We start from the raw sequence: 25,688 nt of genomic DNA, 5'->3' as shown, positions 1-25,688 counted from the left end.
ACCGGCCCCGGCGCCGACCGCCCGCTCGCTGATGGCCGCGGGCGCCACGGGGCGCCGGCGGACGCCGCCGGACGCCGCCGGACATCGGATCCAGACAGCCGCACCACGCACCGCCGGGGCCGCATCGCGCAGCCCGGGGCCGCATCGCGCGACGCAACGGGCTTCAGCATCACGGCCGGGGCTCCGGAGGCGCGTCCGGGGCCCCAGTGTCACAGTCGGGGCCCAGCAGCACGTCCGGCGCTCCGGTGTCGCGGCCGGGGCGCAGCGTCACAGCCGGGGCCCAGCGGCGCGGCCAGGGCTCCAGCCTCGCGGCCGAGGCCCAACATCGCAGCCAGGACCCAGCGGCGCAGCCAGAACTACCGCAACGCGTCCGGCACTCCAGCAACGCCGCTGGCGCCCCCGCCGCCCAGCCGACACCCGGGGCGGGCACCGTGAGGCGCAAGCCGGGGTGGCGGCGCTCAGCCGCCCGAGATCGCCGCGCCCTTCATGAGTCCGCTGACCTCCGTCCCGGGCGGGGTGAGGAGGAAGACGTTGCGGTCCACGCGGTGCATGCCGCTGCCCAGGCCGAAGACGACGCCCGTGCTGAAGTCGAGGACGCGCTTGGCGACGTCGCCCTCCGCACCGGACAGGTCGAGCAGCACCGGCGCCCCGGCCATCAAGGTCTCGGCGACTTCCCGGGCGTCCGCGAAGACGTTGACACGCAGGACCACGAACCGGCGCCGGGTCTCGGTCTCGGCGTCGGGCAGCGAGCGGTGGTTCACCGCGGACGGCCAGGCGTCCCGGCCCCGCAGCGGCACGACCTGGGCGAGCCCTTCCCACTGTTCATCGGTGACGTCGTAACGGCTCACCGGCTCCCCCTGATCTGACTCGCACTCAATCCCTGCACCAGCCAATTCTTACGCCAAGTCACCCGTTCGGCCCAACAACGACACGGTGCGCGACCGCACCGGCCGTATCTCGCGCGTCACATCCCGCGCCAAATGCACTGATACATCCGCTTCTTACCGGGCTCATACCCGACTCTTCATCGGCCCGCGCACCCCGCTCACCCCTCCCCGCTAGCGTCGCGTGCCGTGCACTTGGCAGAGACACAGCAGGTGACACCCGGCCGGCGGACATCGTCGGTGGTGTCCGCCGATCCGGGGGCCCGCGCGGCGGTGCCGGACGGCCCCGCGCAGTGGCACCGCGTACTGACGCTCCTCGCCGACGTGAGCCTGTTCATCGGCACGCGCTCGGTGTGGACCCAGGCGGCCACGCACCGGCTGGTCCTCGCGGGGGTCATCTCGGTCTGCTACGCCTCGATCCTGGTGACCGGCGCGCTCGCCCTCACGGTCCGCCGGACGCGCTCGCTGGCCCGCCTGGACCTGGTGGTGCTGGCGACCGCGGTCACCCTCGCCCTGTGCGCCTGGGCGCTGAACCACGGCGGCGGCGACGAGGCGGTCCTCACCACCCAGGCCGCGCGGGAACTCGTCGCCGGGAACCCGGTGTACGAGCAGCCCTGGCCCTGGCTGTTCCACGCCGAGGGCGTCGCGCTGACACCGACGATGGACGGCGGATACGACTTCACCTACGGCTATCCCCCACTGGCCCCGCTGCTCACCGCGCCCCTGCTGTGGCTGGGTCACGGCGGCGCCCCGGCGACGGCGGCGGCGACGGTCGCGCTGGTCGTGGGCGCGGTGGTGTTGTGGCGTCTGCTCCCGGTGCCCTGGCGCTCGGCGGCGACGATGGTCTGCCTCGGCTTCGGCTTCCTGCCGACGTACGCCCGCCAGGGCTATCCGGCGATCATGGGTCTGGCCCTGCTGCTGCCGGTGGTGGTGCGCTGGCCCCGGCTCGGCGCGCGCGGCCGGCTGGGCGCGGCCGGGATCGCACGGGCCGCGTGTCTCGGCGCCGCGTGCGCCGCCCAGCAACTGCCGTGGTTCGTCACGCCGTTCCTGCTGGCCGGGATCTACGCCGTGCGGCGCGGGGAGCTGGGCGGCCGGGTGGCGGCTCGGGTGGTGCTGCGGATCGCGGGGACCGCGGTGCTCACCTGGCTGCTGATCAACGTGTACTTCGTCGTGAGCGAGCCCGGCCGGTGGCTGCGGGGCATCGCCCTGCCGCTGACCCAGGGCGCGGTGCTGCACGGCCAGGGGCTGGTGGACGTCTCGCTGTACTTCACCCACGGCAGCGACCGCCTCGGCTGGTACGGCCGGGCGAGCGTGCTGCTCGCCGCCGCCCTGCTGGCGGTGTTCGTGCTGTTCGTCCGGCGGCTGGGGCCGGCCGCGACGGTGCTGCCCTGGTGCGCGTTCTACCTGGCGACCCGCTCCCAGGACGGCTACTACCTGATGATGACCCCGCTGTGGCTGGCGGCGGCGGTCACCGCGCCCCTGCCGGAGTTCGCCCAGGCCTGGCAGCCGCGGCCCCGCCCGTTCACCGGCCCGCGCCGCCGGGCGGCACTGGCCGTGGCCGCGGTCGCGCTGATCACGCCCGCGCTGGTGAGCGCGGCCCTGGCGGCGACGGGGACCCCGCCGCTGCGGATGGACGTCACGGCGGCCCGGCACACCTCGGCACGGGCCCTGTCCCGGCTGACCCTGCGGGTCACCAACACGGGCGGCACCGCCCTCACCCCGCACTACATGCTCAGCGTCGGCCAGGGCATGAGCCGGTACTGGTCGCTGGCGCGCGGCCCGGCGACGATTCCCGCGAACCGTACGGTCAGCGTCGAACTCTGGGCGCCGTCCGGCGATTTCCAGGTGCCGGCGAAGCCGGGCATCGGGCTCCGGCTGCGCGCCTTCACGGCGGACCCGCAGACGCTGTCCACCCGGGACGTGCGCCGGGCGGAGCTGGGCCTCAGTCCGCCGCGCGGGTGAAGCGGAGCGCGGCCGTGATCGTGGTCAGGCCGCGGATCAGGCCGAGCTGGTTCCAGCCCATGTCGAACTGCTCGCGGTCGACGCCGAACTCCGTCTCCAGGGTCAGCGCGCCGGCGCCCACGCCGGTCAGGCGGGCGGTGAGGGACAGCGGCCGGCTGACGCCCCGGACGGTCAGCTGTCCGGCGACCCGGACCGTGTCGCCGTCGAGCCGGTCCGCGCCGCGCACGGTGAAGGTGATCTGCGGGTGGCGCTCGGCGTCGAAGAAGTCGGCCGAGCTCAGGTGTACGTCCCGCTTGGCGTTCTTCGTGTCGAGGGAGGCCGCGTCCAGGGTCACGGTGCCGGTGGCCGAGCCGTCGGGCCGGACCTCGCCGGTGCCGCCGACGCCGGTGAAGGTGCCCTTCACGGTGACCAGGCCCCACATGGTCTTGTGCCGCAGGCCCACGGTGGACGCGGTCGGGTCGAGCTGCCAGCGGCCTGGTTCCACGGCGACGGTCATGGTCGTACTCCAGTTGATTCAAATTTGGATGACGGGCCTCACGCTAGCCCCTCATCCAAATTTGAACAACAAGCACCCGTCCGCACTCGTACAAATTTGGACAACAGGTAGACTCGACACATGTCCGCCTCCGACGCGCACACCGCCGACCAGCCCTCCTGTCCCCTCGCGCACGGCGACGGGCTGCTCCCGGACGAGCTGCGCGCCTGGATGGTCCTGCTGGCCGCGACCGGCGCCGTGGAGCAGCGGCTGCGGTCGGTCGTGAAGGAGACCCTCGACGTCTCCCACGACGAGTTCCTGATCCTGTGCCTGCTGGCCGAACAGCCGCGCACCGGACTGCGGATGACCCAGGTCGCCGATCTCCTCGGCCGCCCCAAGACCCGCCTCACCTACCAGATCGCCTGTCTCCAGCGGGCCGGTCTCGTCAGCCGCAGCTCCGTGTGCGGCGACAAGCGGGGCGTGCAGGTCACCCTCACCGACAAGGCCCGTGACCTGCTGCGCGAGACCTCCGCCCTGCTCGCCGGAACCGTCCGCCAGGCCCTCGCCGACTCCATGGGCCCCGAGCAGCGTGCCGCCATGTGCTCCCTCGTCCCGGACCTGGAGACCGGGACCCGCTGAGCCGCCCGGCCCGGAGAGACACGGGTCACCACCGCAAGAAGAGAAACCTCACAGCCCGTGCTCCGCCCTGGCTCCGACGCCCTGCCCTAGCATCCGAGCCATGACGGTCCTGCCTGACGACGGGCTCTCACTGGCCGCCGAGTTCCCTGACGCGACACATGAGCAGTGGCAACGCCTGGTCGAGGGCGTCCTGCGCAGGTCGGGCAAGGAACTGAACGGCGCGGCAGCCGAGGACGCCCTGTCCACGACGCTGGAGGACGGGCTGCGCACCCGGCCCCTGTACACCGCGCGCGACAGCGCGCCCGACCCCGGCCTGCCGGGCTTCGCCCCCTTCGTGCGGGGCAGCCGCCCGGAGGGCACCAGCACGAGCGGCTGGGACGTACGGCAGCGGCACACGGCGCTCGCCGGCGGGACGGCCGACGCCGTGCTCGCCGACCTGGAGAACGGCGGCACCTCCCTGTGGCTGGTGCTGGGCGAGGGCGGCATCCCGGTCTCCGAGCTGGGTCGCGCCCTCGACGGCGTCTACCTCGACCTGGCACCGGTCGCCCTGGACGCGGGCCGCGACACCGAGGCCGTCGCCGAGGCACTGCTGCGGTTGTACGACGACAAGGGCGTCGAGCCGAAGGCCGCCCGCGGCACCCTGGGCGGCGACCCGCTCGGGTACGAGGCCCGTACGGGCACCGCCCTGGACTTCGCCCCCTTCGCCGCCCTGGCGGTCCGCTGCGCCGAGCGGTACCCGGGCCTGCGCGCGCTGACCGTGGACGCGCTGCCCTACCACGAGGCGGGCGGCTCGGCCGCGCAGGAGCTGGGCGCCTCGCTGGCCACCGGCGTGGCCTACCTGCGGGAGCTGACCGAGGCGGGGCTCGGCGTCGACCGGGCCGCCGCCCAGCTGGAGTTCCGCTACGCGGCCACCGCCGACCAGTTCCTGACCATCGCCAAGCTGCGCGCGGCCCGCCGGCTGTGGGCGCGGGTCGCCGAGGTGTGCGGGGCGCCGGCCGCGGGCGCGCAGGTGCAGCACGTGGTGACGTCGCCGGTGATGATGACCCGCCGCGACCCCTGGGTGAACATGCTGCGCACGACGGTCGCGACGCTCGCCGCGGGGGTGGGCGGCGCGGACTCCGTGACCGTGCTGCCGTTCGACCACGCGCTCGGCCTCCCGGACGCGTTCGCGCGCCGGATCGCCCGCAACACCTCCTCCATCCTGATCGAGGAGTCCCACCTGGCCCGGGTCGTCGACCCGGCGGGCGGCTCCTGGTACGTCGAGCGGCTGACGGCCGAACTCGCCGAGGCCGCCTGGCAGTTCTTCCGGTCGATCGAGCGCGACGGCGGCCAGGCGGCCGTCCTGCGCTCCGGCCGGCTGCGCACCGACCTGGCGACGACCTGGGCCGAGCGCTCCAAGCGGCTCGCCAAGCGGCGCGAACCCATCACCGGCGTCAGCGAGTTCCCGCTGCTGGCCGAGAAGCCGGTGGAGCGCGCGCCCGCGCCCGAGCCGCCGTCCGGCGGGCTGCCGCGCGTGCGCCGCGACGAGGCGTACGAGGAGCTGCGCGCGCGTTCCGACGCCCACTTGGCGGCGACCGGCGCCCGGCCGCGCATCTTCCTCGCCACGATCGGCTCCGCCGCCGAGTACACCGCCCGCTCGGCCTTCGCCGCCAACCTCTTCCAGGCCGGCGGTATCGAGCCGGTCACCGAGGGCCGCTTCGAGGACAGCGGCGCCACCGAGGCCGTGCTGTGCTCCAGCGACGCGCTCTACGCCGAACAGGCCGAGGAGACCGCGAAGGCGCTGCGCGCGGCCGGTGCCCGGCACGTGTTCCTGGCGGGCCGGGGCGACCACGCCGGCATCGACTCGTACGTCTTCGCGGGCTGTGACGCCGTGGACGTCCTGTCCGCGACCCTCGACCGCATGGGAGTGTCCTGATGGGAATCCCCGACTTCTCCGGCATCGAGCTGGGGACCCCCGCCGCCGACGCCACCGAGGGCGAGTGGCGCGCGGCCCTGGAGCGGGCCACCGGGAGCGCCGAACCGCTGTGGGAGACCCCGGAGGGCATCGGGGTCAAGCCGCTGTACACCGGCCGTGACCTGGAGGGCCTGGACTTCCTGGGCACCTACCCGGGCATCGCGCCGTACCTGCGCGGCCCGTACCCGACGATGTACGTCAACCAGCCCTGGACGATCCGCCAGTACGCGGGCTTCTCCACCGCCGAGGAGTCCAACGCCTTCTACCGGCGCAATCTGGCGGCCGGCCAGAAGGGCCTGTCGGTCGCCTTCGACCTGCCCACGCACCGGGGCTACGACAGCGACCACCCGCGCGTGACCGGTGACGTCGGGATGGCGGGCGTGGCCATCGACTCGATCTACGACATGCGCCGGCTCTTCGACGGCATCCCGCTGGACAGGATGACGGTGTCGATGACGATGAACGGCGCGGTGCTGCCGGTGCTGGCGCTGTACATCGTGGCGGCGGAGGAACAGGGCGTACCGCCCGAGAAGCTGGCCGGGACCATTCAGAACGACATCCTGAAGGAGTTCATGGTCCGCAACACCTACATCTATCCGCCGAAGCCGTCGATGCGGATCATCTCCGACATCTTCGCGTACACCTCGCAGCGGATGCCCCGCTACAACTCCATCTCCATCTCCGGCTACCACATCCAGGAAGCGGGCGCGACGGCCGACCTGGAGCTGGCGTACACGCTCGCCGACGGCGTCGAGTACATCCGCGCGGGCCGGGAAGCGGGCCTGGACGTCGACGCGTTCGCGCCCCGGCTGTCGTTCTTCTGGGCGATCGGCATGAACTTCTTCATGGAGATCGCCAAGCTGCGCGCGGCCCGGCTGCTGTGGGCGAAGCTGGTGCGGCAGTTCGACCCGAAGAACACCAAGTCCCTCTCCCTGCGCACCCATTCGCAGACCTCGGGCTGGTCGCTGACCGCGCAGGACGTGTTCAACAACGTCACGCGTACGGCCGTGGAGGCGATGGCGGCGACCCAGGGCCACACCCAGTCGCTGCACACCAACGCCCTCGACGAGGCCCTGGCGCTGCCGACCGACTTCTCGGCGCGCATCGCCCGCAACACCCAGTTGCTCATCCAGCAGGAGTCGGGCACCACCCGGGTCATCGACCCGTGGGGCGGCAGCGCCTACGTGGAGCGGCTGACGTACGACCTCGCCCGCAAGGCGTGGGCGCACATCCAGGAGGTCGAGCAGGCGGGCGGCATGGCGCAGGCCATCGACGCGGGCATCCCCAAGCTGCGCGTGGAGGAGGCGGCGGCCCGCACCCAGGCCCGCATCGACTCCGGTCGGCAGCCGGTGATCGGCGTCAACAAGTACCGCGTCGACAGCGACGAGCAGATCGAGGTCCTCAAGGTCGACAACTCCTCGGTGCGCGCCCAGCAGATCGAGAAGCTGCGCCGGCTGCGGGCGGAGCGGGACGAGCAGGCCTGCCGGGACGCGCTGGACGCGCTCACCCGGGCGGCCGACGGCACGGAGAACCTGCTGGAGCTGGCCGTGCGCGCGGCCCGCGCCAAGGCGACGGTCGGTGAGATCTCCGACGCCCTGGAGAAGGTGTACGGGCGGCACGCGGGCCAGATCCGTACGATCTCCGGCGTGTACCGCAACGAAGCAGGCCAGTCCCCGTCCGTGGACCGCACCCGGGCGCTGGTGGACGCGTTCGAGGAGGCCGAGGGGCGCCGGCCCCGCATCCTGGTCGCCAAGATGGGCCAGGACGGCCACGACCGCGGCCAGAAGGTGATCGCGACCGCCTTCGCCGACCTCGGGTTCGACGTCGACGTCGGCCCGCTGTTCCAGACGCCGGACGAGGTCGCCCGGCAGGCCGTCGAGGCGGACGTGCACGTGGTCGGGGTCTCCTCGCTGGCGGCCGGTCACCTCACGCTCGTCCCGGCGCTGCGCGAGAAGCTCGCCGAGGAGGGCCGCGAGGACATCATGATCGTGGTCGGCGGGGTGATCCCGCCGCAGGACGTGCCGACCCTGCGGGAGATGGGCGCGGCGGAGGTGTTCCTGCCGGGGACCGTGATCCCGGACGCCGCCCACGACCTGGTGAAGCGCCTGTCGGCCGACCTCGGCCACGAGCTGTAGGCCGCGATGGCCGCGATCGATCTGGACACCTATGTGAAGGGTGTGCTCGACGGGAAGCGGGCCCTGGTGGCCCGCGCCATCACGCTCGTCGAGTCCACCCGGCCCCAGCACCGGGCGCTGGCACAGCAGTTGCTCACCGAGCTGCTGCCGCACAGCGGCCGGGCGCGGCGGATCGGCATCAGCGGGGTGCCGGGTGTCGGCAAGTCGACGTTCATCGACGCGTTCGGCACGATGCTGACCTCGCTGGGCCACCGGGTGGCGGTCCTCGCCGTCGACCCGTCCTCCACCCGCACGGGCGGCTCCATCCTGGGCGACAAGACCAGGATGGAGCGCCTGGCGGTCGACCCCGCGGCCTTCGTCCGCCCCTCCCCCAGCGCGGGCACGCTGGGCGGGGTCGCGAAGGCCACCCGGGAGTCGATGGTGGTGATGGAGGCGGCGGGCTACGACGTGGTCCTGGTCGAGACCGTCGGCGTCGGCCAGTCCGAGACGACGGTCGCCGAGATGGTCGACTCCTTCCTGCTGCTGACGCTGGCCCGCACCGGTGACCAGTTGCAGGGCATCAAGAAGGGCGTCCTGGAGCTGGCCGACGTGATCGCCGTCAACAAGGCGGACGGCCCGCACGAGCGCGACGCGCGGGCGGCGGCACGGGAGTTGGCGGGCGCGCTGCGCCTGATGCACGGCAAGGACGCCTTCTGGACCCCGCCGGTGCTGCATTGCAGCGCCCGCGAGTCGACCGGCCTCGACACGGTCTGGGAGCGTCTGGAACAGCACCGCACCCTGCTCGACTCCACCGGCCGGCTGGCCGCCAAGCGCCGGGACCAGCAGGTCGGCTGGACCTGGGCGATGGTCCGCGACGAACTCCTCGGCCGGCTGCACGCCGACCCGGCGGTCCGCGCGACGGCGCCGGACCTCGAACAGCAGGTCAGGGAGGGCCGCTTGACGGCCACACTGGCGGCGGAACGCATCCTGGCGGCTTTCGAGGGACCTACGGCGCCGGTGATCTCTTCCGCGGAATGAACTCGCGTTGTCCGGTCCGGTGAATCAGGGGAAGGGCACAACGCGAACAAGCGCGCGAAGATGTGGACGTCAGTTGTTGAAGTTGTGCGTGGGGCTGCCGGTAACCGGTGAGGACCGGCCATACCGCAGCACGCGGGTTTCGATCACGCCGGTTGCCCATCGCGCGGGCAGCCGGCGGCACCCCTGGCCGCCGTCGCGGTGATCGACACAGCCCCCTCCTCCCCCAGTCACTGGCGGAAACCGCAGGTCAGAGAAGCTCTACGCACACGATCACGTCGCGTGGAAGCCGCACCCGGGAGCGGATGGGCCGCTGGGGCGCGCGGTGGCGCAAAGGCGCCCATGGGCGGCCACCGGTGGGTGGACCAAGCCTCAAAAGCTTGAGCACAAATTCCACACATCCTCTCTTCAGATCGGCGCCGATGGTCTAGATTGACCGTGCTTCAGCTGTTCGGACATGAGGCGACCATTAACGATCTTCAATTCCGGCGCTACGGAAAGCCGGAAGTCGCGTCCCCGGCGCCAGACGTATTCATGATCAATTCCGGGAGCCCGAAACAGGACCTTGGGTGCGGGGAGCACCGGGGGTTCCGAGACAGCCGGAACGGCATGCGCCGGGACGGCCTGCGCGGGGGGCGGGGGCCTCCGGGGAGGGACAGTGCGGGAGGCGGGGGCTCCCGAGGGGGAGGAACAGTGTTGGGCGAACACGTCGAACCACTGGGACCTGGGGGGGTTCTGTGCGGCAAGGGGGACTTGTCAGCCCGTTCCCGTCGGCGCGCGAGCGTCTGGCGAACGGGGCAATCAGCCGGCCCACGATCGACTGGGAACAGCGGTACCGCCGTACCGTGATCATCAGCGACACCCTGGCCACCGCCTTCGTGGTGGCGGCGATCGGCAACTTCTTCGGGGCCCGGGACGCGGCCAACTGGCATGAGAAGTGGGGGATACTCGCCTTCGGCACCGAGGTGCTGGTGCTGGGGGCCCTCGCGGTGAGCCGGGCCTGGGTCCCGGCCGTGCTCGGCCAGGGGGCCGAGGAGTTCCGGCGGCTCGGACGCTCCCTGTTCATGGCGACCGTCGTACTCGCGCTCGGCGGGATCGCCCTCACCTCACGCAACATCAAGCTCTGGATCTTCGTCGCGATCCCCGCGATCGCGCTCGTCGCCATGACCGCGCGGTACCTGCTGCGCCTGTGGCTGCACAAACAGCGCAAGGAAGGGCGGTGCCTGCGACCGGTGCTCGCCGCCGGGAGCGTGGCCACCGTGCGCGACCTGATCAACCGGACCCGCAAGCTCCCGCACCTCGGCTGGCGCGTGGACGCGGTGTGCACGACGGACGGTCTCGGTCCCGACGGTGACGAACTGGACGGAGTGCCGGTCGTCGGCCAACTGGCGGACGTCGCCAAGCACGTCAGCCACGACGGCTACCGTGTCGTCGCGGTCACGCCGGACCCGCACTGGTCACCGGACCGGCTCCAGCGGCTGGCCTGGAACCTCGAGGGCAGCGACGCCGAGATGGTCGTGGCCCCCGTGCTGATGGAGGTGGCCGGTCCGCGGCTGCACGTCGACGCGGTGCTCGGCATCCCGCTGCTGCGGGTCAGCATGCCGGCCTTCACCGGGGGCCGCCGGGCGGTCAAGGGCGTCGTCGACCGGATGGGCGCGGCGCTCCTGCTGCTGCTGTTCGCACCGCTGATGGTGTTCGTCGGGCTGCTCGTGGTGGCGGACAGCCGGGGCGGCGCGTTCTACCGCCAGCGCCGGGTCGGCAAGGACGGCCACGAGTTCACCATGTACAAGTTCCGCACCATGGTCGTCGGGGCCGACGGGGCACGCGCCCGGCTGGCCCACCGCAACGAGGGCGCCGGCCCGCTGTTCAAGCTCCGCCGGGACCCGCGCGTGACCCGGGTCGGAACGGTGCTGCGCCGGTACTCGCTGGACGAGCTCCCGCAGCTGTTCAACGTGCTCACCGGATCGATGTCGCTCGTCGGCCCGCGGCCTCCGCTTCCGGAGGAGTGCGCCGCGTACGACCCGGACATCCGGCGGCGGCTGCTGGTCAAGCCCGGACTCACCGGCTTGTGGCAGATCAGCGGACGCAGCGACCTGTCGTGGGAGGAAGCGGTCCGCCTGGACCTGCGGTACGTGGAGGACTGGTCGCTCGCCCTGGACACAGTGATCTTGTGGAAGACGCTGCGTGCGGTGCTCTACGGGCAGGGCGCCTACTGATGCGCGGGGGCCGTCGTGCGGCCGGACGTGCGGACCGCAGGCCACGGGGCCTGCCTGGGGGGAGGAACGCGTCATGAGAGTCAGCGTTTTCGGGCTCGGCTACGTGGGCTGCGTGTCGGCCGCGTGCCTGGCCAGCATGGGGCACGAGGTCATCGGGGTGGACGTCAACCAGGTGAAGGTCGACCTGGTCAACGACGGCAAGGCCCCGGTGGTCGAGGAACGGATCGGCGAGCTCACCGCCGAGGTCGTGCGGACCGGGGCGTTGCGCGCCACCGGTGACGTCCGCGAGGCGATCGGGAACAGCGAGGTGTCGCTGGTCTGCGTGGGCACGCCGTCGGAACCCAACGGCAGCCTGTGCACCACGTACCTGGAGCGGGTCACCGAGCAGATCGGCGCGGCGCTGGCCGAGCGCGGCGGGCGGCACACCGTCGTCTTCCGCAGCACCATGCTCCCGGGCACCTGTCTGAACCTGCTGGTACCGATCCTGGAGAAGTACGTCGGCGGCACGGCCGGCGTGGACATCGGGGTCGCGGTCAACCCGGAGTTCCTGCGCGAGGGCACGAGCGTGCGGGACTTCTTCGACCCGCCCAAGACCGTCATCGGCGAGCTCGACCCGGCGAGCGGCGACGCGGTGCTGGCGCTGTACGACGGTCTGCCCGGGGAGGTGTTCCGGGTCCCGGTCCCGACGGCCGAGGCGATCAAGTACGCGGACAACGCGTTCCACGGCCTCAAGATCGGCTTCGCGAACGAGCTGGGCGCGGTGTGCCAGGCGCTCGGGGTGGACTCGCACCAGGTGATGGACGTCTTCCTGGCCGACCGCAAGCTGAACATCAGCCCCGCCTACCTGCGGCCCGGCTTCGCCTTCGGGGGCTCCTGCCTGCCCAAGGACCTGCGCAGCCTGGTCCACGCGGCGCAGCGGGCCGACGTCTCGGTGCCCATCCTCGCCCACGTGCTGCCCTCCAACTCCGACCATCTGCAACGCGCGGTGGACCTGGTCGAGCGCACCGGCAAGAGACGCATAGGCATGTTCGGGCTCTCCTTCAAGCCCGGTACCGACGACCTCCGCGAGAGCCCGCTCGTCGAACTGGCGGAGAGGCTCTTCGGCAAGGGGTACGACCTGCGGATCTACGACGCCAACGTGAACCTCTCCCGGCTGATCGGCGCGAACCGCGAGTACATCGAGAACCGGCTGCCGCACCTCGCGCAGCTGCTCGCGAACTCCGTCGGCGAGGTGCTGGAGCACGCCGAGGTGTGCCTGGTCGGGACCAGGGACCCGGCCGTGCTGTCGGCGCTGCCCCAGGGCGACGGCCCGGTGCTCGTCGACCTCGTCCGCCTCCCCGACGCCGAGGCGCGCCGGGCCGAACCGGGGTACGTGGGCCTTGCGTGGTGACGCGACCGGCGACGCCGGGCCGGCCCGGCGCGCGCTGATCCTGGTGGAGAACCTGTCCGTGCCGTTCGACCGGCGGGTGTGGCAGGAGTGCACGACACTGCGCGACGCCGGCTGGGAGGTGCACGTCATCTGTCCCCGGGGGACCAAGCGGGACACGGAGGCGGAGGCGGTGATCGACGGGGTGCGGATCCACCGCTACCCGTTGCGCGCGGCCACCGGAGGTCCGGCCGGCTACCTGCGGGAGTACGGATCGGCGCTCTGGCACACGGTCCGGCTGGCCCGGAAGGTCGGCCCGGTCGACGTGGTCCACGCCTGCAACCCGCCCGACCTGCTGTTCCTGCCGGCCCTGTGGCTGAAGCGGCGCGGGGCGCGGTTCGTGTTCGACCAGCACGACCTGGTACCCGAGCTGTACCTCTCCCGGTTCGACCGCGGCAAGGACCTGCTCTACCGCGCCGTGTGCGCGCTGGAGCGGCTGACGTACCGGGCCGCGGACGTCGTGCTCGCCACGAACGAGAGCTACCGGGGCGTCGCGGTGCGCCGTGGCGGCCGGCGGCCGGAGGACGTGTTCGTGGTGCGCAGCGCCCCCGACACCGACCGGTTCCACCCCGTACCGCCCGAGCCGGAACTGAGGCGCGGCGCGCCTCATCTGCTGTGCTACCTGGGCGTCATGGGCCCGCAGGACGGCGTCGACTACGCCTTGCGGGCCCTGGCGAAGCTGCGCGACGAGCTCGAGCGGACCGACTGGCACGCGGTGTTCGTCGGCGCCGGCGACACCTTCGACGCGATGGTGGAGCTGTCCCGGCGGCTCGGTCTCGCGGAGCGGGTGGAGTTCACCGGGCGCGTTCCGGACGCCGACCTGGTGCGCTACCTGTCCACCGCGGACGTGTGCCTCTCCCCCGACCCGCTCAATCCGCTCAACGACGTGTCCACCATGAACAAGGTCCTGGAGTACATGGTGATGGGCCGGCCGATCGTCTCGTTCGACCTGAAGGAGGCGCGGGTCTCCGCCGGTGACGCCGCCGTCTACGCGCGCGCCAACGACGAGGCCGAGTTCGCGGGGCTCATCGCGCTGCTGCTGGACGATCCGGAGCAGCGGGCCCGGATGGGCAAGCTCGGCCAGGAGCGGATCAGCGGGCCGCTCTCCTGGCGGAACTCACAAGCGTCACTGCTCGCCGCCTACGACGCCGCCTGCCGCGACCACGCTCCGGTGTCGGCGGGCGACCCGGGCCGGGCAAGGAAGAGGCCGCGCCGTTGAGCGATGACACGATACGCCTGGTCACGATCGGGCGGATACTCCGGCGGCGCCGGCGGTTCCTCGCCGTCCTCGCCGTGGTGGGGGCACTCGTCGGCTACGGCGCCTCCGTGCTGTTCCCGCCGCGGTACACGACGTCGGCCTCGGTCCTGCTGCCCGGACAGTGGGAAGAGCGCGAACTGCTCACCCAGGTGGACATCGCGACCAGTTCGACGGTGGTCGACCGCGCCGCCGCCGCGCTCCACTGGCCGGGCGTCAGCGGCGCCGAGCTGCGGGACCACGTGTCCGCCAAGGCCGCCGACGGGAACATCATCACGATCTCGGGCACGGCCGGCACCCCGGAGCGCGCGCAGCGGCTCGCCGACCAGGTGGCCGACCAGTTCGTCAGGTTCGCGGCGCGGATCGCGGGCGGCACCACCGACTCCAAGGCGGCCACGGGGCCCGAGGCGCTGCGGAAGCAGGTCGAGGAGACCAACCGCCGCATCAGCGAACTGGCCGACGCGGCCGACCCGGGACAGACCGTGGAGAGCGTGCAGGCCCGCACCGAGCTGGAGAAGCTGCGCACGTCGCTGGAAGAGGCCATGACGAAGCTGGAGCAGGCCGGCCCGGCGGACCCCGTGGCCGGCATGGTCGTCATGGGGCCGGCGGCCCGCCCGACCGGCGAGGCGCCACCGACCAGGACGCAGCTCGTCGTCGCCGGGGCGCTGCTGTTCTTCGTGCTCGCGGTCATCGGCCATCTCGTCGCCGCGCGGGCGAACCGCCGGTTGCGCACCGAACCGGAGATCGCCGCGGCGCTGGGCTCGGCGCTCCTCGGCACCGTCGACGTGCCCGCCGATCGGCACGGTGGGCACCGGCCGGAAGTCCGCGGCCCACGAGCCCGGATCCGCCGGCTCCTCGGCATCGACACCCGGTGGGACCTCCCGGCCCCGCAGGCATCCGGCGACGAGGCCGGCCGGCGGATCCGCTACCGGCGGGTGTGCGCCCGACTCCGCAGCCAACTGTCTTCTCCGAGGCGGCTGTTGGCCGTCGTACCGGACGGCGACGAGATCGCCCGCCGGGCCGCCGAACAGCTCGCCGCCGAGGCCAAGAACGACCCGCAGCTACGGGTGGTGCGGGTGTCGGTGGACCGGCCGGTCGTGCCGGACCGCGAAACCGAGTCCGGCGCCCTGGTCGTCCTCAGCGCGGGGAGCTGGACCGCGGAGGAACTCGCCGGTATCGCCGAGGCGTGCGCGGACGGCATGCACGAGGTCGTCGGCATCGTCGTCGCCGGCATGGTCCGGACCCGTCCGACGAGGACGGACGGCCGCCCGTCGGACGAGGCCACGTTGGCGCTCGCGGTCCGCGGCCACGCGACGGGAGGGTCAGCGTGACGACGAGCACGGCACCGGAGTCGTCGGCCACCACCCCGCTCCTCGACCTACAGGCGCTGGTGGTCGCGGTCCGCAGGCGCCGCCGCCTGTGGTGCGCCATGGCGCTCCTCGGACTGCTGGCCGGGGCGGCCGTGGCGGCCCTGATGCCACCGCCGCCGACCGCGGTCACCGAGCTGCTGGTCGCGCACAAGGAGGACCAGCCCAACGACACCGGAACGCTGATCCGCACCGACGTCGAGGTGTTGGGAACCACGCGGATCGCCGAGAAGGCCCTGCGGTCCCTCCACTCCTCCGAGGACCCCGAGGACTTCCTGCGGGACTACCGGGGCACCGGCGTCACCAACAACCTGCTGAAGATCACTGTGACGGGTGGCAGCGACGCGCAAGCGGTGGCCCGGGCCGAAGCGCTGGCCGACGCGTTCATCGCGGACCACGTGCAAAGGATGCGGGCGACCGCGAACGCCGAGGCCAAGGCCCTGCTCGACCAGCGTGACCGGATGAAGGACGAGCTCGCCCAGGTCAACAAGGACATCGGGGGCCGGTCACCGGAGACGGAGACCGGCCCGCAGGAATCGGCGGGCATCGAGTCGCTCTTCGCCCGCCGGGCCGAACTCACGACCCGGATCGCCGACTTCAACCAGCGCGCCGAGGAGGCGCGTGTCGGCACGCCCGAGGTCGTCGCCGGCACACAGATCGTGGACGCCCCGCGCCCGGTGAAGCACTCCCTGCCCAAGGCCGCCGCCACCGACGCCGCGATCGGGCTCGTCCTCGGCCTCGTCCTCGGGCTCGCCCTCGCCGCGGTCGGCGTCGTGGTCGCGGACCGCCCCGTGCTGCGCCGGGACATCGCGGCGAACCTCGGCGCCTCGGTCATCGCGGAACTGCCCCGCCGGTCGGGCAGGCGCCGGCAGCGCCGGCGGACCCGGGTGGCACGCGAACGGCTCACCGCGCACCTTGCCCGCACCGTGCGCGGCTCCTCGGAACCGGTGTCGCTGCTGGAACTCGGCTGCGCGCGCGGCACCAGCGTGATCGCCCTCGACCTCGCCAGGGCGATGGCGGCGGAGGGAGCGGTGACCGTCATCGACGGTCTGCCCAGCCCGCAGCTCGCGGACCGCCGCCCGAAGCCCGGCGACCCGACCGTGGTCAGCGGCGAGCGTGCCGCGGCCGTGTCGCCCCAGGAGCGCCGGCTCGGCGTCGGCTCGGTGGCGCCGGGCACGGCGTGGACCGACCTGCGGTACCTCGGCACACAGACCGTGCTCGTCGTGCGGGCCGGCCACGGCAGCGCCGCATGGCTGCACACCGTGGCGCGGCAGCTCGCGGACCAGCACATCGCGGTGATCGGTGTGGTGCTGATCGACCCCGATCCACGGGACCGCACCGACGGCACGTTGTGGGACGGGCTGCACACCGCGCTCCGCGGACGCAGCGAGCGGCCGGCCCAGCAGCCCGGCCGGCGGCTGACGGAGCGGCAGCCGATGTGGGCCGCACGGGGCGCGGACAACGACCAGGAGGCCCGGTAGCACATGTGCGGCATCGCAGGTACGTACCGCTGGCCGGACGGCAAGCTCGTGACCGACCGGCTCACCGACACCCTCGCCCACCGCGGTCCGGACGGGGCGGGCCGGTACAGCCACCCCGCCGGCGACGGCGAGGTGCACCTCGGGCACCGCCGGCTGGCCGTCATCGACCTGTCCGGGACCGGCGCCCAGCCGATGGTCTCGGGCGGCCTCGCCCTGACGTACAACGGCGAGCTGTACAACGCGCCCGAGCTGCGCGCCGAACTGGCAGCCGCCGGGGTGCGCTTCCGCGGCACCTCCGACACCGAGGTGCTGCTGGAGGCCTGGCGGCGCTGGGGCACCGACTGCCTGCCCCGGCTGCGCGGCATGTTCGCGTTCGGGATCTTCGACGAACGCACCGGTGACCTGGTGCTCGCCCGGGACCAGCTCGGCATCAAGCCGCTGTTCCTGCTCCGGCGCGGCGAGGGGCTGGTGTTCGCCTCCGAGCTCAAGGCGCTCGCCGCCGTGACCGGCGGGCCGCTGGAGGTGGACCATGCGGCGCTGGTGGCCTCCCTGCTGTACTACTGGGTGCCGGACTCGCGGTGCGCGTTCCGCGAGGCGGAGAAGCTGCCGCCGGGGAGCTGGCTGCGGTGCCGGGCCGACGGCTCGGTGCAGCGCGGCCGGTTCTGGAACCTGAAGGACGTCGCCGCCGAGGGCCGGGAGCGGGCCCGGGCCGGGGAGCGGCCGGACATCGCCGCCGTCGTCGAGGAGTCGGCCCGGCGCCACCTGCTCTCCGACGTACCCGTGGCGACCTTCCTCTCCGGCGGGCTGGACTCCAGCTACCTGACCGCGCTGGCGGCCCGCGACCGGCCCGGGATCCCCGCCTACACGATCGGGTTCCGCGCCGAGGACGCCAGGTTCGAGGCGATGCCGGACGACCTGCGCTACGCCCGGCGGGTGGCCGAGCGGTTCGGCGTCGACCTGCGGGAGATCGAGATCGCCCCGGACGTGCTCGACCTGCTGCCGCGGATGACGTACCACCTGGACGAGCCGATCGGCGACCCCGCCGCGATCAACACGTTCCTGATCTGCTCGGCCGCCCGGGAGGCCGGGGTCAAGGTGCTGCTCTCGGGGATGGGCGCCGACGAGCTGTTCGCCGGGTACCGCAAGCACCTGGCCAACCTGCTCGCGCTGCGCTACCAGCGCGTCCCGCGGCCCCTGCGGCGCGGGGTGTCCACGGCCGTGGACCGGCTGCCGGTCGCGACGAGCCGCCGGGGGTACCGCTCGGTGCGCTTCGCGAAGCGGTTCCTCTCCTTCGCCGATCTGCCGGAGGAGACCGCGTTCCGGCGCAGCTACACGATGTACGACCGGGACGAGCTGCTCGCCCTGGTCGATCCGGACCTGGCCGGGGCGGTCGGGGACGTGCTGACCGAGCACGCGGACGTCTACCAGGACAACGAGCTCGACGACTTCGTCAACCGCATGTGCCTGGGGGACGCCCGGATGTTCCTGCCGGGCCTGAACCTCGCGTACACGGACCGCTCCAGCATGGCCGCGTCGACCGAGGTGCGGGTGCCGTACGTCGACGTCGAGGTGGTCAAGGCGGCGTTCGCGGTGCCCGGCGACCGCAAGATCGTCGGACGGCAGGGCAAGGCCGTCCTCAAGGAGGCGGCCGTCTCGGTCCTGCCCCGGGAGATCGTGTACCGGCCCAAGGGCCTGTTCAGCGCCCCGCTGCGCGCCTGGATGAGCCGGGACCTGGCGCCGCTGGTGCGTGAGGTGGTCAACGACGGGGAGCTCGTCCGTTCCGGGTTCCTGCGCCGTGACGCGCTGACGCGGATGGTCGCCGAGGACGCCGCCGGGCAGCGGGACTTCTCCAAGCATCTGTGGCACGTACTGACGCTTGAGTACTGGTATCGCGACGCGACCTCTGGGTCCGGCCAGAGCACTCGGCACACGGCTTAGGAATCAGAGGAGTTCGGGTGAAACAGGTTGTGCAGAACTACAAGAGCGGCGAGCTGGCGGTGCTCGACGTGCCGGTGCCGGGGTGCAAGCCGGGCGGTGTGCTGGTCCGCAGCGCCTACTCGCTGATCTCGACCGGGACCGAGCTCATGAAGGTGTCCGAGGCCGGGATGTCGATGCTGGGCAAGGCCCGCTCCCGGCCGGACCAGGTGGCCAAGGTCATGCAGAGCGTGGCCACCAACGGGGTGCCCGCCACCTACCGCAAGGTGATGGGCAAGCTGGACTCCTACACGCCGCTGGGCTACTCGCTGTGCGGGGTGGTCGAGCAGGTCGGCGCCGGGATCGACGAGGTGAAGGTCGGCGACCTCGTGGCCTGCGCGGGCAACGAGCACGCGCTGCACGCCGAGCTGAACTGGGTGCCGAAGAACCTCTACGTCCCGGTGCCGGACGGCCTCGCGCCCCGGCACGCGGCCTTCGGCACCGTCGGGTCGATCGCCATGCAGGGCGTCCGTCAGGGCGGGCCGCAGCTCGGCGAAGTGGCACTGGTCATCGGCCTCGGGCTGATCGGGCAGCTGGTGGTGCAGCTCCTGGCCGCCTCGGGCGTGCGTGTCGTCGGGGTCGACCCCGACCCGGTGCGCTGCGAGCTGGCCGGGCGTCTGGGCGCCGCGGCCTGCGGAGACCCCGCGTCCGCGGCCGTGGAAGCCGCCGTCGCCGAACTCACCGGCGGCCTGGGCGTGGACCAGGTGTACCTGGCCGCGGGCGGCGGCAGCAACCAGCCCGTCGAGCTGGCCGCCCGGCTCTGCCGGGACCGCGGCCGGGTCGTCGACATCGGCAAGTGCCGCCTGGACCTGCCGTGGAACGCGTACTACGAGAAGGAGCTGGACGTCCGGTTCTCCCGCAGTTACGGGCCCGGGCGCTACGACCCGGAGTACGAGCTCCAGGGGCGGGACTACCCGATCGGCTACGTGCGCTGGACCGAGCGCCGCAACCTGGCGTGCTTCCTCGATCTCCTCGCCCGCGGCAGCGTCGACGTCGAGCCCTTGATCTCCCACGTCGCCGACTTCGACGACGCCGTCGAGACGTACCAGCGCCTGAAGGACGGCGACCTGAAGGCGGTGGCCGTGCTGTTCCGGTACCCCCGGCAGGAGGGGGAGGCGGCGAAATCGGCGGCCCCGGCGGTGGCCGTGCCCACGGTGAACGTGCGGCGCGGTCCGGCCCGGGTCGCCAACACGTCGGTGCGGCTGGCGTTCGTCGGCGCGGGCAACTACGCGACGTCGATGCTGCTGCCGCACCTGGCGCAGCGCGACGGCGTCGAGCTGGCGACCGTCGTCACCACGACGGCGCTGTCCGCGGCCAACGCGCAGCGGAAGTTCGGCTTCGCCGAGGCGACGACCGATCTCGACGCCGTGCTCGGCGACCAGTCCATCGACGCGGTGTTCGTCGTCACCCGGCACAGCTCGCACGCCGAACTGACCCGCAGGGCGCTGCTGGCCGGCAAGGCCGTGTTCGTCGAGAAGCCGTTGGCGCTCACCGAGGAGGAGCTGGCCGGGGTGCTCGCGGCGGTGGAGGAGTCCGGCAACGACCGGTTGCAGGTGGGCTTCAACCGCCGGTTCGCGCCGCTGCTGCGGGAGGCCAGGACGCGGTTCGGCGCCCGGACCGGTCCGGCGCACCTGCGGTACCTGGTCAACGCGGGCCGCCTCGACCACAGCAGCTGGTACCTCCAGCAGGGCACCGAGGGCTCGCGGTTCGCCGGGGAGGGCGGGCACTTCATCGACACGGCGAGCTGGCTGCTCGACGCCGACCCGGTCTCGGTGTACGCGGTCGCCTCGCCCGGGAACGAGGACCTCCAGGTCGTGCTGCGCTACCCGGACGGGTCCACCGCCGCCATCAGCTACGTCACCAGCGGCCCGGCCGGCTTCCCCAAGGAGACGCTGGACCTGGTAGCGGACGGCAAGGCGCTGCGGCTCGACGACTTCGTCCGCGCCACGGTGTACGACCGCAAGCGGTGGGTCAGTTCGCGGCTGCCCAAGGCCCGCGACAAGGGCCAGAACGCCGAGCTGGCCGCGTTCGTCAGGGCCGTGCGGACCGGCGGGCCGATGCCGGTGCCGCTTGAGTCCCTGGTCGCCACCACGGCGGCCACCCTCGCCGTCCGGACCGGCCTGGCCGGCGGTGCGCCGGTGGCGTTGGAGCGGGCACGATGACCATGAGCGCGGGCTGGTACCTGCGGCGGCTGTCCCGGATGGGACCGCGGGAGGTCGCGGGCCGGGCGGGCGACGCGGTGCGCAGACGGCGGTGGCGCTCGGCGCCGCCGGACTGTCCGCGCGTGACCGGCGCCCGGTTCACCGCGGTACTGCCCGCGGGGACGATCACCGCGGTGCCGCCGGACGCCGCCAAGCGGCTCGTCGCCGAGGCGGACCGGCTGATGGACGGGCACGCCGAGTATTTCGGGGTGGTCCGCGACGACCTGGCCGACCCGGACTGGTGGTACGACCCGAGGACCGGGCGCCGCGCTCCGCGGGGCTACGCCTTCGACGTGCCCTACCGGGACGAGGACGCGGTCGGGGACATCAAGCAGATCTGGGAGCTGTCCCGGCACCAGTACCTCACCGTGCTCGCCGCCGCCTACGCGATCACCGGGAACGAGCGGTACGCCGAGCGCGTGGCCGGGCACCTGCGGTCGTGGTGGGCGGCCAACCCGCCGCTGCGCGGGGTGCACTGGACCAGCGGCATCGAGCTGGGCATCCGGCTGCTGTCCTGGGTGTGGATCCGCCGGCTGCTCGACGGCTGGCCGGGCGCGGCCGGGCTGTTCGAGGGCGACCCGGTGGCGCTGAGCCAGATCTGGCACCACCAGCGCTGGCTGGCGGCCTTCCCCAGCCGGGGGTCCTCGGCGAACAACCACGTCATCGCCGAGGCCGCCGGGCAGTTCGCCGCGGCCTGCGCGTTCGGCTGGTTCCCCTCCTCGGCGCGCTGGCGGGCCGACGCGCTGCGGTCGCTGGAGCGGCACCTGCGCGGCAACACCTTCCCCTCCGGTCTCAACCGCGAGCTGGCCTCCGAGTACCACGGCCTGGTGCTGGAACTCGGCCTGGCCGCGGTGGCCGAGGCGGACGCCGCGGGCGTGCCGGTGCCCGCGTCCGTCCGGCTGGTGCTGCTGCGGATGACCGACGCGCTCGCGGCCGTCGTGGACAGCCGGCTGCGACCGCCGCGCCAGGGGGACGCGGACGACGGGCACGGTCTGGTCGTGGACGGCGCGGGCACCGACCGCTGGGCCTCGCTGCTGGCCACCGGGGACGCCGTGTTCGGCCGGCTCGCCTGGTGGCCGGTGGTGACCGGCACCGATGTGCGCACCCCGCTGCTGGCCGCGCTCCTCGAACCCGCCGGACCGTCCGTGTCCCGCCCGGCGAGCCGGCCGGCCCACTTCGCCGACGCGGGCATGACGATCCTGCGCGGTCCGGCGGAGATCTGGTGCCGCTGCGACGGCGGTCCGCACGGCTTCCTGTCCATCGCCGCGCACGCCCACGCGGACGCGCTGTCCGTGGAGGTCCGGCACGACGGGGTCGACGTGCTCGCCGACCCGGGGACGTACTGCTACCACGGGCAGCCCGAGTGGCGGCGGTACTTCCGGTCGACGCTCGGCCACAACACCGTGCAGCTGGACGGCGGTGACCAGTCCGTCTCCGGCGGCCCGTTCCTGTGGACCCGGCACGCCAAGAGCCGCGTCCTGGCCGCGGACACCTGCGGCGCCTCCTTCGGGGGGACGGCCCGCTGGTGTGCCGAGCACGACGGTTACCGGCCCTCCACGCACCGCCGTCGGGTGGAACTGACGGCGGCGACGCGGGAGTTGAGGGTGGTCGACGAGGTGCGCGGTCCGCGCCGGGCCGTGCGGCTGGCGTTCCACCTCGGCCCGGCGATCAGCGCGGACCTGGTGGGCAACCGGGCGGAGCTCACCTGGAGCCGGGACGGCGAGGACCGCTCCGCGCTGCTCGTCCTGCCCGGGGACCTGTCCTGGCGCGCGCATCGCGGCGAGACCGAGCCACCGCTGGGCTGGTACTCCGCAGGGTTCGGGCGCAAGGAACCCGCCACCACGCTGGTCGGCACCGGTGTCGCCGACGGCGTGCGGGGGTTCACCACCGTACTGACGTTCCGCGGCTAGGGGGGAGGGGACCCGTGGGGATCACGTGCCGGCGTTGGGCGTTGCCGGCGGCACCGCTGGCGTTGACCCTGCTGGCGGCGACCGGCTGTACGAGCTCGCCGGACGCACCGGGGAAACCGGCCGCCGCGCCGTCCGGGTCCGGGGCCGCGTCCGCCGTGGCCCGGGTGTGCGCCGAGCCCGCGGCCGGGCCCGCGAAGGCGCCGGCGGGCGCGGTGACGGTCGACCCCGACGTGGTCGGTGACCTGGCCGAGAAGACGAAGAACAACCCGCCGGGCACCACGTTCTGGCTGCGACCGGGCACGCATCGGCTCGATCCGGAGCGCTACGCCCAGGTCATGCCCAAGAAGGGGGACCGCTACCTCGGCGCGCCGGGCGCGGTGCTCGACGGCGGGAAGAAGAACGCGTACGCGTTCAGCGGCACCGCCCCCGATGTCACCATCCGCTACCTGACCGTGCAGCGCTTCGTCGCACCGACCGACGAGGGCGTGGTCAACCACGACATGGCCGACGGGTGGGTGATCGAGCACGCCACGATCCAGGACAACGACGGCGCCGGGCTGATGGCCGGCGCCCGCCAGCAGGTCCGCGCCAACTGCCTGCGTGACAACGGCCAGTACGGGATGAACGCGTACAAGACCGGCAACACCATCCGCGACCTGGTGGTCGAGGGCAACGAGATCGTCGGCAACAACACCGGCGACTGGGAGCGGCGCAAGCCCGGCTGCGGCTGCACCGGAGGCATCAAGTTCTGGGCCGTCGACGGCGCCGAGATCCGGGGCAACTGGGTGCACGGCAACCGCGGAGCCGGGTTGTGGGCGGACACCGACAACAACGACTTCCGCATCGAGGACAACCTCGTCGAAGAGAACGACGGCGCCGCGCTGATCTACGAGATCAGCTACAACGCGGTCATCCGGAACAACACGATCCGGCGGAACAACTGGGTCGAGGGCCGCACGTCCGCGACGCGCGGCGACGACTTCCCGTACGCGACCGTCTACCTGTCCGAGGCCGGCGGCGAACCACGGGTCGCAGCCCGCACGGACAAGATCGACATCTACCGGAACGTGCTGGAGAACAACTGGAACGGGATCACCCTCTGGGAGAACGCCGACCGGTTCTGCAACAGCCCGGCCAACACCTCCTCCGGTGACTGCACGCTGCTGGTGAAGGACAAGGACCGGTGCGTGAAACCGGCGATCGACAAGGCACCGCTGTACGCCGACTGCCGGTGGAAGACGCAGCGCGTGGACATCCACGACAACCGCTTCGTCCTGGACAAGTCCGTCGTCAAGTGCACGGAGAAGTGCGACCGCATGGCGGTGCTCGCCAACTACGGCACCTATCCGGACTGGTCGCCGTACAAGGGCAGGCGGGTGGCCGAGGCGATCACCTTCGAGCAGCACAACCGCTGGCACGACAACGCCTACCGCGGACCGTGGCAGTTCGTCGTCCGGGACCCGAGCCAGGTGCTCGACCGGTGGCAGTGGCAGGGCCCGCCGTACCGGCAGGACGCGGGCAGCACCTTCGCGACGCAACGGGCCGGTGGTTGAGATGGACCGTGCCCCCGCCACCCCACCGAAGGCCGTCGGGATCGTCTGGCTGCTGCTGGGCCTCAACACGCTCGGCTCCGCCGGGGCGAAGACCATCGTCCAGCTGCCCCGCTCCCTCATCCAGCTGGTCACCATGGGCTCGCTCGTCGTCGCGTTCGCGCTGGCGCTCGCGCTCAATGTGCGGCTGCGCATCAGACCCAGCGCCTTCGTGTTCCTGCTCACCCTGCTGCTGGTGCCGAGCGTGATCTCCAGCGTGCACCTGGAGTCCGGGTTCGGCGCGCTGTTCCGCTGCACCCGGCTGGCCCTCTTCGTCGGCACGCTGTGGCTGGTGAGCCGCTGGTGGGACGGCAGTGTGGCGTTCGTCCGCCACCACATCCGCATGTACTTCGCGGTGCTCGTGTCGGTGGCCGCCGGCCTCGCCATCTCACCGGGCGCGGCCATGCCCGACCTCTACGGCGGGCGCCTCGTCGGCGCGCTGTGGCCGCTCACCCCGCCGCAGATCGGGCAGTACACCGCGGTGATCACCGGGCTGACCGTGCTGCTCCTCCTGGGCCGCCAGGTCGACAGGACCAGCGCGGCGGTGGTCATCGTCCCGTCACTCGTCCTCCTCGCCCTCACCCACACCCGCACGGCCACCGTCGGCCTGCTCGCCGGGCTGGCGCTGGCGGTCGGCTCGCTCCTGCTGACCAGCGCCGCCGCCCGCCGCTTCTTCACCTGGACGGTGCTGTGCGCCACGGTGGCCGCCGTGGGGTTCGCCTCCGCGCTCCAGGCATGGTTCCTGCGCGGGCAGAGCAAGGAGAACTTCTCCAGCCTCACCGGCCGGGCCAAGGTGTGGGACGCCCTGCTGGCGGCACCCCGGACGACCGGGGAGCGGTTCTTCGGCGTGGGCCTGGGCGACAAGTCGTTCGGCGGGCTGCCGATCGACAACAGCTGGCTGGCCGTCTACAACGAGCAGGGTCTGATCGGCGTCTGCCTCGTGGCGGCCGTCCTCCTCGTGCTCGGCGGCGTCGCGCTGCTGCGCCCGCCGTCGCTGCCGAGGGCCTGTGCGATCTTCCTGATCAGCTACGTCGCGATCTCGTCGTACACCGAGGCCGGCCTCGGCGACGCCTCGCCGTACCTGCTGCACCTGGCCCTGGCCGCCTCGCTGCTCGCGGCCCCCGCCGCCGCCACACCGCTGCCGGCACCCCCACTCCCCCGACCAGGTGTCCCGCGCTGGGCCCGGGACCGGGAGGTGAGCTGACC

At 72.8% G+C, this 25,688-nt stretch carries 17 protein-coding genes; 15 read left to right on the top strand and 2 right to left on the bottom strand.

Annotated features, from left to right (window positions below):
* Positions 1 to 458 precede the first annotated feature (458 nt).
* On the bottom strand, positions 459 to 848 hold the full coding sequence (locus IE294_RS00865) for a cell division protein SepF (protein WP_189881266.1): 390 nt from the start codon (positions 846 to 848) through the stop codon (positions 459 to 461).
* Positions 849 to 1,124: 276 nt separating this feature from the next.
* Between IE294_RS00865 and IE294_RS00860 the strand changes: the two genes are divergently transcribed.
* Positions 1,125 to 2,846 (top strand): hypothetical protein, encoded by a 1,722-nt coding sequence (locus IE294_RS00860; RefSeq protein WP_189881785.1) that lies wholly within the window; start codon positions 1,125 to 1,127, stop codon positions 2,844 to 2,846.
* Here IE294_RS00860 and IE294_RS00855 read toward each other — a convergent pair.
* Positions 2,827 to 3,342: a YceI family protein gene (locus IE294_RS00855; protein WP_189881265.1), complete on the bottom strand. Its 516-nt coding sequence runs from the start codon at positions 3,340 to 3,342 to the stop codon at positions 2,827 to 2,829. The genes IE294_RS00860 and IE294_RS00855 overlap by 20 nt on opposite strands.
* A gap of 120 nt (positions 3,343 to 3,462) precedes the next feature.
* Here IE294_RS00855 and IE294_RS00850 point away from each other — a divergent pair, with 120 nt between their 5' ends.
* The 14 genes from IE294_RS00850 (at position 3,463) to IE294_RS00785 (ending at position 25,686) form a co-directional block, all read left to right on the top strand.
* Positions 3,463 to 3,960, top strand: a complete 498-nt coding sequence (locus IE294_RS00850; protein WP_189881264.1) for a MarR family winged helix-turn-helix transcriptional regulator — start codon at positions 3,463 to 3,465, stop codon at positions 3,958 to 3,960.
* Positions 3,961 to 4,060: 100 nt separating this feature from the next.
* A complete protein-coding gene (locus IE294_RS00845) occupies positions 4,061 to 5,875 on the top strand; it encodes a methylmalonyl-CoA mutase family protein (protein WP_189881263.1) in 1,815 nt (604 codons plus the stop codon).
* Complete coding sequence (scpA, locus tag IE294_RS00840; protein ID WP_189881262.1) at positions 5,875 to 8,049, top strand: methylmalonyl-CoA mutase; 2,175 nt, start codon at positions 5,875 to 5,877, stop codon at positions 8,047 to 8,049. Before IE294_RS00845 ends, scpA begins: the two co-directional genes overlap by 1 nt.
* 6 nt (positions 8,050 to 8,055) lie before the next feature.
* The gene (gene meaB / locus IE294_RS00835; protein ID WP_189881261.1) at positions 8,056 to 9,066 is read left to right on the top strand and encodes a methylmalonyl Co-A mutase-associated GTPase MeaB; all 1,011 of its coding nucleotides are present in this window, start codon (positions 8,056 to 8,058) and stop codon (positions 9,064 to 9,066) included.
* A gap of 734 nt (positions 9,067 to 9,800) precedes the next feature.
* Complete coding sequence (locus tag IE294_RS00830) at positions 9,801 to 11,279, top strand: sugar transferase (RefSeq protein WP_189881260.1); 1,479 nt, start codon at positions 9,801 to 9,803, stop codon at positions 11,277 to 11,279.
* Between the two features lie 73 nt (positions 11,280 to 11,352).
* A complete protein-coding gene (locus tag IE294_RS00825) occupies positions 11,353 to 12,669 on the top strand; it encodes a nucleotide sugar dehydrogenase (RefSeq protein ID WP_189881259.1) in 1,317 nt (438 codons plus the stop codon).
* A complete protein-coding gene (locus IE294_RS00820; RefSeq protein WP_189881258.1) occupies positions 12,659 to 13,924 on the top strand; it encodes a glycosyltransferase family 4 protein in 1,266 nt (421 codons plus the stop codon). The genes IE294_RS00825 and IE294_RS00820 overlap by 11 nt, the downstream gene beginning before the upstream one ends.
* On the top strand, positions 13,921 to 15,291 hold the full coding sequence (locus IE294_RS00815) for a Wzz/FepE/Etk N-terminal domain-containing protein (RefSeq protein WP_189881257.1): 1,371 nt from the start codon (positions 13,921 to 13,923) through the stop codon (positions 15,289 to 15,291). Before IE294_RS00820 ends, IE294_RS00815 begins: the two co-directional genes overlap by 4 nt.
* On the top strand, positions 15,288 to 16,808 hold the full coding sequence (locus tag IE294_RS00810; RefSeq protein ID WP_189881256.1) for a Wzz/FepE/Etk N-terminal domain-containing protein: 1,521 nt from the start codon (positions 15,288 to 15,290) through the stop codon (positions 16,806 to 16,808). The genes IE294_RS00815 and IE294_RS00810 overlap by 4 nt, the downstream gene beginning before the upstream one ends.
* A gap of 3 nt (positions 16,809 to 16,811) precedes the next feature.
* Positions 16,812 to 18,746 (top strand): asparagine synthase (glutamine-hydrolyzing), encoded by a 1,935-nt coding sequence (asnB, locus tag IE294_RS00805; RefSeq protein ID WP_189881255.1) that lies wholly within the window; start codon positions 16,812 to 16,814, stop codon positions 18,744 to 18,746.
* 17 nt (positions 18,747 to 18,763) lie between these two features.
* A complete protein-coding gene (locus IE294_RS00800) occupies positions 18,764 to 20,944 on the top strand; it encodes a bi-domain-containing oxidoreductase (RefSeq protein WP_189881254.1) in 2,181 nt (726 codons plus the stop codon).
* Positions 20,941 to 22,893: a heparinase II/III family protein gene (locus IE294_RS00795; RefSeq protein WP_189881253.1), complete on the top strand. Its 1,953-nt coding sequence runs from the start codon at positions 20,941 to 20,943 to the stop codon at positions 22,891 to 22,893. Before IE294_RS00800 ends, IE294_RS00795 begins: the two co-directional genes overlap by 4 nt.
* Positions 22,894 to 22,907: 14 nt before the next feature.
* Complete coding sequence (locus tag IE294_RS00790) at positions 22,908 to 24,446, top strand: right-handed parallel beta-helix repeat-containing protein (protein WP_189881252.1); 1,539 nt, start codon at positions 22,908 to 22,910, stop codon at positions 24,444 to 24,446.
* Between the two features lies 1 nt (position 24,447).
* Positions 24,448 to 25,686, top strand: a complete 1,239-nt coding sequence (locus IE294_RS00785) for an O-antigen ligase domain-containing protein (protein WP_189881251.1) — start codon at positions 24,448 to 24,450, stop codon at positions 25,684 to 25,686.
* The last annotated feature ends 2 nt before the right edge of the window (positions 25,687 to 25,688 follow it).

This window comes from Streptomyces canarius (assembly GCF_014650735.1).
GTDB classification, from domain to species: Bacteria; Actinomycetota; Actinomycetes; order Streptomycetales; family Streptomycetaceae; genus Streptomyces; species Streptomyces olivaceoviridis.
Note: the sequence above shows the minus strand (reverse complement) of the source record. Positions and strands in the feature narration are given on the sequence as shown.